The following is a 14379-nucleotide window of genomic DNA, read 5'->3' as shown; positions in this document are numbered from 1 at the left end:
CTCTACACAAAAGAAGGAGACACGTGTGACAGATCTGAGCACTGACCTGGCCCCGCGCGTGGTGGACGCCTTCGCGTCAAAGGAACCCCCGGAGCTATTGAAACTGAGCGGACTGGGCAAGCGGTTTCCCGGTGTCGTTGCACTGGAGGATGTGCACTTCCAATTGCGCCGCGGCGAAGTGCACGCAATTTGTGGCGAAAACGGCGCTGGCAAGTCAACCCTGATGAAAATCGTCAGCGGGCAATACCAGCCGGATGCCGGCACGATCGTTTTTCGCGGCATGGAAAGGCGGTTCGGGTCCTCACTCGAGGCACAGGAAGCAGGCATTGCGATCATTCACCAGGAACTGAATCTGGTGCCGCACCTGTCGATTGCGGAAAACATCTACCTGGCACGCGAGCCCAAACGCGGGCCGTTCATCGATCGCGCACGACTGAATGGGAACGCCCAGCGCGCGCTCGCCCGCATTGGATTGTCGTTGCCGCCCACGAGGCTGGTGGGGACGCTGTCGATCGCCCAGCAACAGATGGTCGAAATCGCCAAGGCGCTCTCGCTCGACGCCCAGGTGCTGATCATGGACGAACCCACTTCGTCGCTCACGGAATCCGAAACCATGCACCTGTTCCGGATCATCAAGGAGTTGCGCGAGAACGGGGTCGGCATTGTCTACATCTCTCATCGTCTCGACGAAATGAAGCAGATTGTCGACCGCGTGACGGTGCTGCGCGACGGGCACCACATTTCAACCGACGATTTCGCGGCGACCAGCATGGATGAGATCGTTGCGCGGATGGTCGGCCGGGCGCTGAACGATGCGTACCCGCCGCGCCGCTCGGTCCCGACGCAGGACGTGCTGCTGCGCGTCGACAATCTGTCGCGCGCACCGGCATTTGGGCCGGTTTCGTTCGAACTGAGGCGAGGCGAGATTCTCGGCTTCGCCGGTTTGATGGGCGCAGGCCGGACCGAAGTGGCACGGGCGATTTTCGGCGCTGACCAACCGGACGGCGGCGAGATTCATATCGGGAGCGAGCGCGTCTCGATCCGCTCGCCTATCGATGCGATTCGCCACGGTATCGCGTATCTGTCGGAAGACCGCAAGAGCGATGGTCTCGCGCTGAAGATGCCGGTCGCGACCAACATCACGCTGGCCAATATCGAGGCGGTGTCGGGGCGCGCCGGCTTCATCCGCTTCGCGGAAGAAGCGGCGATCGCGCGGCGTTACGTCGAAACGCTCGGCATCCGCACGCCGACGGTCCATCAACTCACGCGCAACCTGTCCGGCGGCAATCAGCAGAAGGTTGTCATCGGCAAATGGCTGTTTCGCGAATCGAAGATTCTGTTTTTCGACGAGCCCACGCGCGGCATCGATGTCGGCGCGAAATACGCGATCTACAAGCTGATGGACCAGCTCGCCGCGCAGGGCATCGGCGTTGTGCTGATCAGTTCGGAATTGCCTGAAATTCTCGGCATGTCCGATCGCGTCGCGGTATTCCACGAAGGCCGGATCGCCACGATCCTGGAGACGCGCCACACCAATCAGGAAGAAATCATGCACTTCGCATCGGGACGAAATCATGCTTGAAATAACATCCGAACAGACCACTACTGTCGACACCAGCGCGAAGCTCCGGCGTCGCGACCTGATTCAGAAATTTGCCGCGCTCGGCAGTCTGATCATGCTGGTGGCCGTCTTTTCATTGACCAGTTCCGCTTTCTTCTCGGTCGACAATGGCATGACAGTGGCCTTGCAGGTGACGTCGATTGCCTATCTCGGCGTGGCGGCAACCTGCGTGATCATTACGGGCGGAATCGACCTGTCCGTGGGTTCCGTACTCGCGCTGTCTGGTGTGGTCGCCGCGTTGCTCGTCAAGGCTGGCGTGCCGATTCCTCTCGGCATGCTCGGCGGCGTCGTGGTGGGCGGCCTGTGCGGATTCGTTAATGGCCTGTGCGTCACGCGTATGGGTCTGCCGCCTTTTATCGCCACGCTCGGCATGATGCTGGTCGCGCGTGGTCTCGCGCTTCAGATCACTGGCGCGCGCCCGGTTTCGGGACTCGGCGACGCGTTCGGCGAACTCGGAAATGGCGCGTTGTTCCGCATCTCGCATATCGGGGCAGACGGGTTCCCCGATACGGTATTTCCGGGGATCCCGTATCCCGTGATCATCATGGTCGTGCTGGCGGTCGCCGTGTCGATCATGCTGACGCGCACCTCGCTTGGCCGCCACATCTACGCAGTCGGATCGAATGCCGAAGCTGCGCGGCTCTCCGGCGTCAATGTCCGCCGCGTCACCTTGTTTACCTATGTGCTGTCTGGCGTGCTCGCCGGTCTGACGGGTTGTGTGCTGATGTCGCGCCTCGTCACGGCGCAACCAAACGAAGGCGTCATGTACGAGCTCGATGCGATCGCCAGCGCCGTGATTGGCGGGACGTCCCTGATGGGCGGTGTAGGCACGATCTCCGGTACGGCCATCGGTGCGTTTGTCATCGGCGTGCTGCGCAACGGCCTGAACATGAACGGCGTATCGAGTTTCATCCAGCAAATCATCATCGGACTGGTCATTCTCGGCACGGTCTGGATCGACCAGGTCAGAAACCGTCGATGAAGCACATCGAATGAAGCCATTCGAGAAGTCCAACAAAGCAGTGCAATCACCAACCCAAGGAGTGAGACATGAGGAAGACGTATCTGGCATTGGCCGCCGCACTTTTGACCGCAGTGACGGCGCACGCGAATGCGGCGGGCGGAGAGATCGCCGTGATCGTCAAGACGGCCAACTCGAATTTTTGGCAGAACGTGCAAAAGGGTGCAACGGAGGGCATGAAAGGGCTGAACGGCTACACGATGACGTTTCAGGGACCGGCGACCGAGTCAGCCGTGGCGGACGAGGTCAATATGGTCGAGAACGCGGTGAACCGGCATGTCGCGGCGATCGTGCTCGCGCCGTCCGATCCCGACGCGCTGGTCCCGGCAATGAAGAAGGCCTGGGAGGCAAAAATTCCGGTCGTCCTGATCGATTCGCTCGTGTCCGATTCCGGCAAGCAGTATTACCAGTCGTTTCTCTCGACCGATAACGTCAAGGCCGGTGAGTTGTGCGCGAAAGCGATGATCGACCGTGTCGGACAGACGGGGAAAGTCGCTGTGATGTCGTACGTCGCCGGCGCCGGTTCCGAGATTGGCCGCGTGGGCGGGTTCCGGCAGTATCTCGCGCAGCACTCGAAGCTGCAGATTGTCGGACCGTTCTACTCGCAGTCGCAGATGGCGACCGCGCTCAATCAGACGACCGACGTGCTGTCGGCCAATCCGGATCTGAAGGGCATCTTCGGTGCAAATGAACCGACTGCTGTGGGAATGGGGCGCGCGTTGGCGCAGTCCGGGAAAGCCGGCAAGGTCGTCGCGATCGGCTTTGACGGCAACCAGGACCTCCAGGGCTTCGTCAAGGACGGAACCATCCAGGCCATCGCTGTCCAGGGCTCGTATCAGATGGGCTACAAGGGTGTCAAAACGGCGGTGGATGTCATCGAACACAAGCCGGTTACGAAGCAACTGGATACCGGTGTCGTGATGGTCGAGAAGGACAACATCGATCAGCCCGCCGCGAAGAATGTCTTGTATTGAAGCGCGATGCGGACGACGCCAGACGGCGTTGTCCGCCCTTGAGCCCAGCGCTACTCAAGACGCGCTGTGAAGCGTTGAACATCCAGCAATGAATCCCTGGGAACGGTATTCCTGATGAAAGCAAGTGATCTGCGTGAGGTGTCGCGTGCCGGGGTGCAACTGAGCGCACTGGGTATGGGCTGTTCGCAACTTGGCGGCTTGTATCGCACGATGCCGCCGGAACAGGCGCGCGCGCTGATGGACGAAGCATGGTCGCTCGGTCTGCGCTATTTCGACACTGCGCCGTTCTACGGGTACACGCTTTCGGAACGCCGCGTGGGCAACGCGTTGTCAGCGCGGCCACGCGACGAGTTCGTGCTGAGTACGAAAGTCGGCAGGCTTCTTCGGCCGGATCCGACTGTTCAATGCGGCGACGACGGCTGGGCTGAGCCGCTTCCTTTCCGGCCGCACTACGACTACAGCTTCGACGGCGTCATGCGGTCTTTCGAAGACAGCCAGCAGCGTCTCGGTATTGCGCAGATCGATCTGCTGTATGTGCATGACATCGGTCGAATGACACATGGGGATGCAAACGTCGAATTCTGGAAACAGCTTACAGAAGGGGGCGGTTTCCGCGCGCTCGACACGCTGCGCAACGCGGGGGTGGTCAAAGCCATCGGCCTCGGCGTGAACGAGTGGCAGGTCGCGCATGAAGCCATGCAGGAATTACAGCTCGATGTGACGTTACTGGCGGGCCGCTATACCCTCCTCGAGCAGGATTGTCTCGCGCCGTTTCTCGACCATTGCGTACGGTATGGGAATTCGATCGTGGTCGGCGGTGTGTTCAATTCTGGCGTGCTGGCAGGTAACGGCAAGTTCAATTACGGGGACGCCCCCGCCGGTGTCGTGTCGCGCGTCAACCAACTGGCTGAGGTTTGCCGCGAATTCGAGGTTCCGCTACCCGCTGCGGCACTGCAGTTTCCGCTTGCGCATCCTGCGGTTGTGTCGTGCGTGGTGGGCGCGCGCAGTGTCGAACAACTCCAGCAGAACGTCGCGTGGTTTGAGCAGGCGCTGCCAGCCGGATTGTGGCAGGAGCTGAAGTCGGACGGTCTGATTGCGGACACCGCACCTGTGCCCGAGGTGGTCGAGTGAGCCTGCGTATCGACGCACATCACCATTTCTGGCACCTCACGGCGCGTGTGGGGCATTGGCCGCCTGCCAGCCTCGAAGCGATCTATCGAGACTTTGGGCCGGCCGATTTTGAACCGCTGCTTGAGCAATGCGGCATCGACGCAAGCGTGCTGGTCCAGTCCTTACCGGACAGCAAAGACACCGGATTCCTGCTCGAACTGGCGGAGCGTTACTGTTTTATTCGCGCAGTGGTGGGATGGGTCGACCTGAAATCACCGGAGGCGCCGCAACAGATCGATGCTTTGGCCCGCCACCCGAAGCTGAAAGCGCTGCGGCCGATGCTGCAGGATCTTGCCGACGACAACTGGATCGACGACCCCGCATTGCGACCGGCGATCACAGCGATGCTCGCGAATGACCTTGCATTTGATGCACTGGTCGTCCCGCGTCAACTCCCCGGTGTGGTCGCGTTCGCGAGGCGTTACCCCGGCCTTCGGATTGTTATAGATCATGCGGCCAAGCCACTGATCGCTGTCCGGCAACTGGAGCCGTGGCGAACCGACATGGCAGATCTGGCCAAACTCCAAAATGTACATTGCAAGCTGTCCGGCTTATGGACGGAAGCGCCGCCGGATACCGACATTGCCGCTTTCGAGCCCCCTACGTAGAAACGCTATTCCGACTGTTCGGCACGCATCGTCTTCTATGGGGAAGTGACTGGCCTGTCCAGCGGCTCGCGACACATTTCGGCGACTACGCCGGTTGGCTTGCCGCCTGTGAAGATTACTGTGACCGGTATGCGGGCGATGAGGACAAAGACGCTGTATTCGGCGGCAACGCTCATCGCTTCTACCGGCTCGAAGAATAGGGAGGGTGTAATGCAACGAATGGGAATGGTCATCGGTATCGATCCGCAGCACATCGACGAATACAAACGCTTGCATGCGCAGGTGTGGCCGACGGTGCTCGATCGCCTGAAACGCTCGAATGTCACCCGCTACTCGATTTTCCTGCGGGAGCCCGAGAACCTGTTGTTTGGTTACTGGGAATACGTCGGAACTGACTATGAAAGCGATATGGCCGAGATTGCGAGCGACCCGGAAACACAACGTTGGTGGAGCCTGTGCAGCCCGTGCCAGAAACCGTTGGTGAGTCGTGCGCCGTCGGAACACTGGGCACAGATGGAAGAGGTCTTTTACCTCGAATAGCGTTGTCTCGACACGGCACTCGTTTGACCTCGCCATGAAGAAACAAATTAACCGGGCTCGCATCGAAACCGCACTATGGCTTCGCGGGTTCTGTAGCTGAAAAAGGAAACCTCATGCTCACTATTATTTGTGAAACTCCCGGCGTACTACGCGTTGAGACGCGCTCACGGCCACCTCGCGATCGCAGCGAAGTGTTGCTACGCGTGCGACGCGTCGGCGTATGCGGCACCGACCTGCACATCTTTACCGGCAATCAGCCATTTCTCGCCTACCCACGCGTGATGGGACACGAACTGTCAGGGACGGTCGAAGAAGCCGACACGGATTCCGGCCTGGACGCCGGCGACCCGGTCTACGTGATGCCCTACCTGTCATGCGGTCAGTGCATTGCCTGCAGGAACGGAAAAACGAACTGCTGCGTGAACATTCAGGTATTGGGCGTGCATCGTGATGGCGCATTGACGGAGTATCTAAGTTTGCCGCGTCAGTTCGTTCACAAGGCTGAAGGAATCACGCTCGATCAGGCGGCAATGATCGAGTTTCTCGCCATTGGCGCGCACGCGGTTCGTCGCGCGGACGTTCAGGCGGGACAGCGCGTGCTGGTGGTCGGTGCAGGTCCGATCGGTATGGCCGCAATGATCTTTTCACGTCTGCGCGGGGCCACGGTGACGGCGCTCGATACACGGCTCGATCGTCTCAAATTCTGCGATGAGAAAATTGAAGTGGCGGCTACTGTGCAAATCGGTGATACCGACGTCGACGAGTTGGCGAAACTCACCGGCGGCGAATTCTTCGATGTGGTCTTCGATGCGACGGGTAATCCGGCTGCCATGGAGCGTGGCTTTGAGTTTATTGCGCACGGCGGGAAATACGTGTTGATTTCCGTGGTGAGAGACAAGATCACTTTCTCCGATCCGGAGTTCCACAAGCGCGAAGCCACCTTGATCGGAAGCCGCAATGCGACTGCGGAAGATTTCGAAACTGTGCTCAGGGCCATGCGTGCCGGTCAGGTGCCCGATGCGGCACTCAACACGCACCGGATGAAGCTTGCCGATGTTCCTGCCGAATTTTCGAAACTGCTCGAACCATCCGCAGGTGTAGTGAAAGCCATCATCGAATGCTGACTCTGACGCATATCGGATATTTGCCATGAGCCAGCCAATTCTCCAGTTCGGCACTAGCCGCTTTCTTCAGGCGCATGTCGACCTGTTTGTTTCGGAAGCCATGACGCGGGGTGCCGCGCTCGGTGGCATTACAGTCGTGCAGACCACCAGCAGCCAGTCCAGTCAGAAGCGTATTGCAGCGCTGGCAGAGGGCGGGCGATATCCGGTACGGGTTCGAGGTATGCGTCACGGAGTGCTGGTGGACGAGATGCTGAGTGGCAACGCGGTGCGCGCAGCATGGCACGCCGAGTCTCATTGGGCACAAGTGCGAGACGCCGTGGCAGAGCACGTCGAAGTGATTGTTTCCAATACGGGAGACAGGGGATTCCGGCTTGATGACCGAGATACCGCGACGCTCGTGAATCATCCGGAGCGCGTGCCACAGAGCTTTCCGGCAAAGCTGCTGGTGTTGCTTCATGCCCGTTGGGAACGAAACCCTGATGCGCCGCTCTCCCTTTTTCCATGCGAACTCGTGGTCAATAACGGCGATACGTTGCGCGAACTTGTTGTGACTCTCGCGGTAAAGTGGCGGCTGCCGGAGCCGTTCACTACCTACCTGCGAACGCATTGCATATGGGCCAATTCGCTCGTCGATCGCATCGTTTCGCAGGCGATTGAACCGGTGGGCGCCGTTGCCGAACCGTATGCGCTCTGGGCGATTGAGCAGCAGCCGGGGCTGGTTCTACCCTGCACTCATGAAAACATCGTTTTGACTGACGATCTGCAGCACTTCGAGCGCCTGAAGTTGTTCCTGCTCAATCTCGGTCACAGCTATCTGGCGGAGCGGTGGCTAGAGGACCGCAGACCGGTTGACGAGACCGTATGTCAGGCAATGAACGACCCGATACTACGCGCCAGCCTGGAAACTGTCTGGGCGGAAGATGTGCTCCCGACATTTGTGGTCCTCGGTCAGCGCGAGCAGGCTCTCGCCTATCTCGTCGAGTTACGCGACCGCCTACTCAATCCGTTTCTTGAGCACCGGATAGCGGACATCGCGCAGAATCACACAGAAAAATTGCAGCGGCGTTTTCTGCCGCTCGTGCAACTTGCCGACAAACTCGGCGTGAAGCCTGGACCGCTGCGAATACGAGCGATGCTGGAGCGCGTCGCATCGATTTAGCTAAGTCCCGAATACCTGCCATTGCGAAGCTTGGAAATGCCTTATGTGGCAGTCGTACGCACCAGCGCAATCCATTGCGTTCAATGCCGCCCGCGCTCTATGCGCGAGCGTTTGGCTCGCTGTCCGGCATCAGGTTCTATAGCCTGCAGGTCGACGGCGAGAAAGAGCTTGCGACGATGGCGTCCGACGGACTGGATGTTGTCGACTGCACGAAAGAGCTGAAGTCGTTCGACGAGTCGGCGGCGCTCGTCGGCAATCTCGATCTGGTCATTACCGTATGCACGTCGGTTGCTCATCTGTCGGGCGCGCTCGGTGTGCCGACACGGCTGCCGCTCGACGTCGACGCGCATTGGGTGTGGATGCTCGGGCGCGACGACAGTCCGTGGTATCCATCGATGCGGATTTACCGGCAGCGACAGTACGGCGACTGGTTGCCAGTGCTCGAACAGATCCGGGGCGATTTCATGACAATGACCTCAAGGGCAACACCACGGCGCGCTTTTTAAAACCGATTCCCAGCGCAAATTCGGAAATAATCGGACGCCCAATAAAAAGCAAACGTTTGACTGACCATATTTAACATTTTAAACGCTTAACTTTGCTCTGAAATAGCCGATATATAGATTGGAATTATTTGGGGCCACGCATTAAGTTCCGCTGTACAATAGCGCCGCTCATCCTGAACGCAAGGGTGTCTCATGAGTTACACGCTCGTACCGCAGCGGCGGGGCCCTCGGTTGCCTTGGCTGAAAAATAAGACCTGGGCGCGGCTCTCCTGAAGAGGTCTCTAAAGGGCGAGTGTATCAACGGCGCCTTCCTCACGATTTGGGAATTATTATGGCGGACGCAATGATGTAACGGAAATAATGGTTATCCTTATTCCTAAGTAAAAATTACAGCAGATTGCCCGACCAGTACGCGGTGCAGTCTGCAACAAACAATATGGCCAGTTCGACGGGGATGGCGTATGAGCGGTGCATCAGACATTTCGAATCTCTTCCAGATGTTGGGCGTGAGCCCGTCGCATTATCAAGAAATAGAAAGAATAGAGCAGGTGCAAGGTTCGCGTGGGCGTTGGTCCATGCAGACCACGTCGTCGCCAGGGGACACGACCCGGGACGACTCGGCTCGCGAGGCTGGAGCCGTTCCTCCCACCGATGTGACTGAAGTGGCCCCCGCCGCGCCGCCGCAGCTGATTGCGCCAGCCGTCCCCGCTGCCGTGTCCGGATCTCTTCCGGTATTGCAAGCCGCCCCCGAACAGCCGGTCCTTCAGTTCAATCCCGAACCTGTCACCGCTCCTCAACAACCGGACTCTCTAAGCGCCGTGTTTGCGCGCCTGCGGGAACGGAGTGAGCCTCAAGAAGGTGGTCCGCAACGCCAGACGTCATGAACTTCGTCACAGTCTGTTCCGTCAATGACGGCCTGGTTAAAACCACGGTGGCCGCGAACCTGCGCGTCGTGCCGAACCGGCGCACGCGCTAGAAGACCTTTCCATGGCACAGATCAAACGTAGGCTGAGCAAGACGGAGCAGCGGCGGCAAACGCGCAACACGGACCAGAGTGACGATGCCGGAAGTTGGGACGACAAACTTCTGGAAGCGGGGACATCGCTATGGGCGTCGAACTGGCTGCGGCTGGCAGTGACGCTATTGGCCGCGCTGTTGTTCACTTCTGCCATGACGGTCAATCTGGCCGTGTCAAAGCAATGGACGTTTGGCATCCTTTGCATGGTCGTCGCGGTTCTGCTGAACCGCGTTCGCGGCAGGATCATCACGGTGTCCATGGTGGCATTGTCGGTGTTTATGTCCTTGCGCTACCTGTACTGGCGCCTGACGCAGACGCTGTCCTTTACCACCTCGCTCGACATGACCTTTGGCTGCCTTCTGCTGCTGGCCGAAGGGTACGCGGTGCTCATGCTGTTGTGCAGCTACTTTCAGACGCTCTGGCCTCTGCATCGCCGGCCTGCGCGATTGCCGGCCGATAGCTCGGCATGGCCGACGGTGGATGTGTACATTCCCACGTTCAATGAGCCGCTGCAGGTCGTGCGGCAGTCGGTGCTGGCCGCCACGCTGCTCGACTGGCCGGCCGACAAGCTGCGCGTGTATGTGCTGGACGACGGCCGTCGTGACGAATTCCGGCAATTCTGCGAGCAGGCTGGCGTGGATTATCTGACCCGGCCGGACAACGCACATGCCAAAGCAGGCAATCTCAACGCGGCACTCTCCAGGACGAGCGGCGAGTACATCGCAGTGTTCGACTGCGATCACGTCACCACGCGCTCGTTCCTGCAGGTCTGCATGGGTTGGTTCCTGAAAGATCCGAAGATGGCCATGATGCAGACGCCGCACGTCTTCTACTCGCCCGATCCGTTCGAGCGCAACCTCGAAACCTTCCGCAAGGTGCCCAACGAGGGTGACCTGTTTTACGGCGTGCTGCAAAACGGCAACGACTTGTGGAATGCCGCTTTTTTCTGCGGTTCCTGCGCGGTGCTGCGGCGTTCGGCGCTGGAGGATGTAGGCGGGGTGGCGACGGAAAGTGTCACGGAAGATGCGCTCACCGCGCTCAAGATGAGCACGAGGGGCTACAACACGGCCTATCTCGCCATCCCTCAGGCAGCGGGTCTCGCCACCGAGAGTCTGGGGCGTCACGTCGGTCAGCGCATACGCTGGGCACGAGGCATGGCGGAAATATTCCGTCGCTTCAACCCGCTGTTGATCGCAGGGCTAACACTGCCTCAGCGTCTGTGTTACCTGAGCGCGATGATGCACTTTTTCTTCGGCTTGCCGCGCATCGTGTTTCTGATCACACCGATGGCGTATCTGTTCTTTGGCGCGCACGTCTTTCATGCTTCCGCGCTGATGGTGCTGGCCTATGTCGTGCCGCATCTCGTCATTTCGAGCGTCGGCGCCTCGCGCATTCAAGGGCGTTTCCGACATTCGTTCTGGAGCGAAGTCTACGAAACGGTACTGGCCTGGTACGTGATTCTGCCCGCGTTGCAAGCCGTACTCTTTCCAGGCAGCAAAGGCTTCAACGTGACGTCCAAAGGCGGGGTGATCCGTCAGTCCTTCCTGGACTGGGCGATGGCCCGGCCCTACATCGTTCTGCTGCTCATCAATCTGACCGGATTCATGGTGGGTGTCGCAGGTCTGATCCGCAGTCCGGGCTGGCCCGAAGCGACGAGCATTCTGTTCAACCTGATATGGGTAACCTACAACATCATGAACCTCAGCGCGGCCGCGGGCGTAGCGAGCGAATCGAGACAGTTGCGTCTCGCTCCGCGGGTCCAGATCGAACTGCCGGCCGCCGTGATTCACGCCGACGGAACTCGCATCGACTGTCAGACCAGCGACTATTCGCACGGTGGTCTGGGGCTGGTGCTGCCTGAGGGCGCACCGTTGCCGGAGCACGGCGATCGCATCACGGTAGCGGTGTTGCGCGACGACTACGAGGACGTATTCCCGGCCGAAGTGCAGGTGTGCCGCGGACGCACCATCGGCGTGAGTTTTCCGACCCTGACGATCGCTCAGGAGCGCGCCTGGATAGGGGCGACGTTTTCGCGCGCCGACAGCTGGATCGCCTCATGGGGCAGCTATCGTCCCGACAGGCCGCTGCGAAGCCTGTTTGAGGTGCTCGGCGTCGGCATGCGCGGCTTCGGGGAATTGTTCCGGCATCTGTTCCTGGGTGGGCGTGAGCACCTTGGCCGTTCGTCCGCGGACCCGGCAAGCGACTTGGGAACAAAGCAATCGTGAGTGTCGGCTACCTGTCGCTTTTGCGCTCCTTGACGAGCGCGCGCCGGTTGAGCGCGGTGTTGTGTTCGGTCCTGTTGCTCGGAGCGGGCGACGTGCTGGCCGCGACGGTGCCCGCTGCGTCGGCAGCGTCGTTCGCATCGCAGGCGTCTACGCCGGCGATGCCCGCGTCGGCTGTCCCGGTCGATGCCGTGCGGCAAAGCCCGCACCCGGAACTCAGCGCGGCGGCGCCGGCCGACGCGTATACCTACCGGATACCGCTGCTGCGGCAAAACGCGGAGCAGGGATTGACCTTGCTCGGCGAGGATGCCTATGCGGGCATGGAGTTCGGTTTGCGCCGCGACGAGCGCGTGGTCGGCGCGCGGCTCGTGCTGGACTACAGTTACTCGTCCACATTGCTGCCTACGCTCTCGCATCTCATGGTGTTGCTCAACAGCGTTGTGGGGGCGACCGTAGCGTTGCCCGAACCGGCGCCGCGGACGCCGGCGCATATCAGTGTGGATCTGCCGGTGTCGCTGCTGTCCGGCTTCAACCAGCTCACCCTCGAGTTGATCGCGCATAGCAAGGCGAGCGATCAGGGCAACAATCCGCTGAGTTCCGACCTGTGGCTGAGGCCCGGGCCGGACAGTGCGCTGGAACTGACCGTGGTTCCGGCGACCCTGTCCAGTGACCTGTCGCAACTGCCCGCGCCGTTCCTCGACGTGCGCGATGTGCGCAGGGTGGACCTGCCCGTCGTGCTGCCGCAAGCGCCTCGCGCGCAGCGCCTCGAATCGGCCGGTATCGTGACCTCGTGGCTGGGTGCGCAGGCGGGCTATCGCGGTGCACACTTCTCCGCGAGCCTGGGTGCGATACCCGCGCATGGACATGCGGTGGTGCTCGCGCTGCCGGGCGAGGTGCCGGGCTTGACCCTGCCTGCGGTGGAAGGGCCGATGCTGGCCATCGTGCCCAACCCCAATGACGCTAACGGCAAGCTGCTGCTGGTCATGGGCCGCAACGACGCGCAGATCCGCGAGGCCGCGACCGCGCTGGTGCTTGGCGCGAAGACGCTGTCGGGCTCTCGGGTCAAGATCGACGCCCCGGTTTCCGTTGTGCCGCGCAAGCCTTATGACGCACCCAACTGGCTGCCGGGTGACCGCCCGGTGCAGTTGGGCGAGATGCTATCGGCGGAGCGCTTGACGGTGCAGGGCTTTCGCCCTGGGGCGATCAATGTGGACCTGCGTCTGCCGCCGGGTCTGTTCGGTTTTGACAACAGCGGCGCGGTGCTGAACCTGCACTACCGTTATACGGCCCGTCCGGAGTCAACGCGCTCGGAGCTCGGTGTGCTGGCCGGCAACACGCCCCTGCAGACCTTGCCGCTGACAGGCGACGCGTCGGACGGTTATGCGGTGATGCGCGTTCCGACCTATCTGCTGCCGTCGTTGACGACGCTGCAATTCGACTATCGCTACGAGTCCGTGGCGCCGAAAGACCGCGTCGAGGATGTGCCCGGCGGCCCGCTCCTGAGCGCCATCGATCCGACTTCGACGATCGACATTTCCCAACTGCCGCGTTACGCAGCCATGCCGGATCTGCGCGCCTTCGCAGACGCAGGCTTTCCGTTCACGCGGATGGCCGATCTGTCCGAAACGGCGGTGATCCTGCCCGCACAGCCGGTCGCTGGCGACTATTCCGCTTACCTGACGCTGATGGGCAGCATGGGTCAAACCACGGGTTATCCGGTGCTGGGCGTGACGGTGGGCGATCCAGCGCAGGTTGACGTGCTGCGTCGCAAGGACCTGCTCGTGCTGGCGTCGGGCGATAACCAGCCCTTGCTCAAAGCATGGCGTGATGATCTGCCGCGCGGCTTCTTCGCTCCGGTTGCTTCATCGGACCGCTGGATCGCCGCGTGGTGGGAAAAGCTGACGGGTGGGCATGCGCAGGCTGAACGCGAGGCCGCCATCGCCGCACTGTATAGCAGCGACGACCATGACGGCATGTTGGCGGGACTCGAGTCGCCGCTGGCTCGCGGCCGCAGCGCGGTGGTCGTATCGGGCAATACGCCGGACGGTCTCGACGCTGTCGTGGACGTGCTGCAAGCCAACCGCTACCTCATCAGCAAGCGTCCGGACGACAAGATCAGCGGCAGCCTCGTGGTCGTGCATGACGGCACGCTCACCACGCTGAGCAACGATCAAAGCTATTTCAGCGGATCCTTGCCGCCTGGGCTCGCGCTCGAATGGTTCTTCGCGAGCCACATCCTGCTGCTGCTCGTGGCGACGCTCGCCAGCGTCGGGCTCATAGGTTTGCTCGGCGGCGTGTTTCTGCACCGGCGTGCCCTGAATCGATTAGACCTGGATATTCCCCAGACATCGCAACGTGAAGAAGGACGAAGAGGTTCTCATGTTTAGAAGACGGCCTGACATCTCGCGGGCACGCC

General features: G+C 60.7%; 11 protein-coding genes and 1 pseudogene. All 12 read left to right on the top strand.

Annotated elements, in window-relative coordinates:
* Positions 1-34 precede the first annotated feature (34 nt).
* The 12 genes and pseudogenes from OKW28_RS03925 (at position 35) to bcsB (ending at position 14350) form a co-directional block, all read left to right on the top strand.
* Complete coding sequence (locus OKW28_RS03925; RefSeq protein WP_429446842.1) at positions 35-1582, top strand: sugar ABC transporter ATP-binding protein; 1548 nt, start codon at positions 35-37, stop codon at positions 1580-1582.
* Entirely contained in the window at positions 1575-2603 is a 1029-nt protein-coding gene (locus tag OKW28_RS03920) for an ABC transporter permease (protein ID WP_184031637.1), read from the top strand. Before OKW28_RS03925 ends, OKW28_RS03920 begins: the two co-directional genes overlap by 8 nt.
* A gap of 68 nt (positions 2604-2671) precedes the next feature.
* Entirely contained in the window at positions 2672-3616 is a 945-nt protein-coding gene (locus OKW28_RS03915; protein WP_429443864.1) for an ABC transporter substrate-binding protein, read from the top strand.
* Positions 3617-3730: 114 nt separating this feature from the next.
* Positions 3731-4747: an aldo/keto reductase gene (locus OKW28_RS03910; protein WP_429443863.1), complete on the top strand. Its 1017-nt coding sequence runs from the start codon at positions 3731-3733 to the stop codon at positions 4745-4747.
* Positions 4744-5594, top strand: a pseudogene (locus OKW28_RS03905) (amidohydrolase family protein). Before OKW28_RS03910 ends, OKW28_RS03905 begins: the two are co-directional and overlap by 4 nt.
* Positions 5503-5934 (top strand): L-rhamnose mutarotase, encoded by a 432-nt coding sequence (locus OKW28_RS03900; RefSeq protein ID WP_429443862.1) that lies wholly within the window; start codon positions 5503-5505, stop codon positions 5932-5934. The pseudogene OKW28_RS03905 and the gene OKW28_RS03900 overlap by 92 nt, the downstream one beginning before the upstream one ends.
* Positions 5935-6047: 113 nt before the next feature.
* Positions 6048-7058, top strand: a complete 1011-nt coding sequence (locus OKW28_RS03895; protein WP_429443861.1) for a zinc-binding alcohol dehydrogenase family protein — start codon at positions 6048-6050, stop codon at positions 7056-7058.
* Positions 7059-7083: 25 nt separating this feature from the next.
* Complete coding sequence (locus OKW28_RS03890) at positions 7084-8217, top strand: mannitol dehydrogenase family protein (RefSeq protein WP_429443860.1); 1134 nt, start codon at positions 7084-7086, stop codon at positions 8215-8217.
* An 83-nt stretch (positions 8218-8300) separates the two neighbouring features.
* Positions 8301-8723, top strand: coding sequence for a hypothetical protein (locus OKW28_RS03885; protein WP_429443859.1), 423 nt, complete (start codon positions 8301-8303; stop codon positions 8721-8723).
* 461 nt (positions 8724-9184) lie between these two features.
* On the top strand, positions 9185-9607 hold the full coding sequence (gene bcsR / locus OKW28_RS03880; protein ID WP_429443858.1) for a BcsR/BcsP family cellulose biosynthesis protein: 423 nt from the start codon (positions 9185-9187) through the stop codon (positions 9605-9607).
* 103 nt (positions 9608-9710) lie between these two features.
* Complete coding sequence (bcsA, locus tag OKW28_RS03875) at positions 9711-11966, top strand: UDP-forming cellulose synthase catalytic subunit (RefSeq protein WP_429443857.1); 2256 nt, start codon at positions 9711-9713, stop codon at positions 11964-11966.
* Positions 11963-14350 (top strand): cellulose biosynthesis cyclic di-GMP-binding regulatory protein BcsB, encoded by a 2388-nt coding sequence (gene bcsB, locus OKW28_RS03870; RefSeq protein WP_429443856.1) that lies wholly within the window; start codon positions 11963-11965, stop codon positions 14348-14350. Before bcsA ends, bcsB begins: the two co-directional genes overlap by 4 nt.
* The last annotated feature ends 29 nt before the right edge of the window (positions 14351-14379 follow it).

Source organism: Paraburkholderia sp. 40, assembly GCF_050434105.1.
Lineage (GTDB): Bacteria > Pseudomonadota > Gammaproteobacteria > Burkholderiales > Burkholderiaceae > Paraburkholderia > Paraburkholderia tuberum.
The sequence above is the reverse complement of the archived record's forward strand: the minus strand, read 5'-3'. Positions and strand labels throughout refer to the sequence as shown.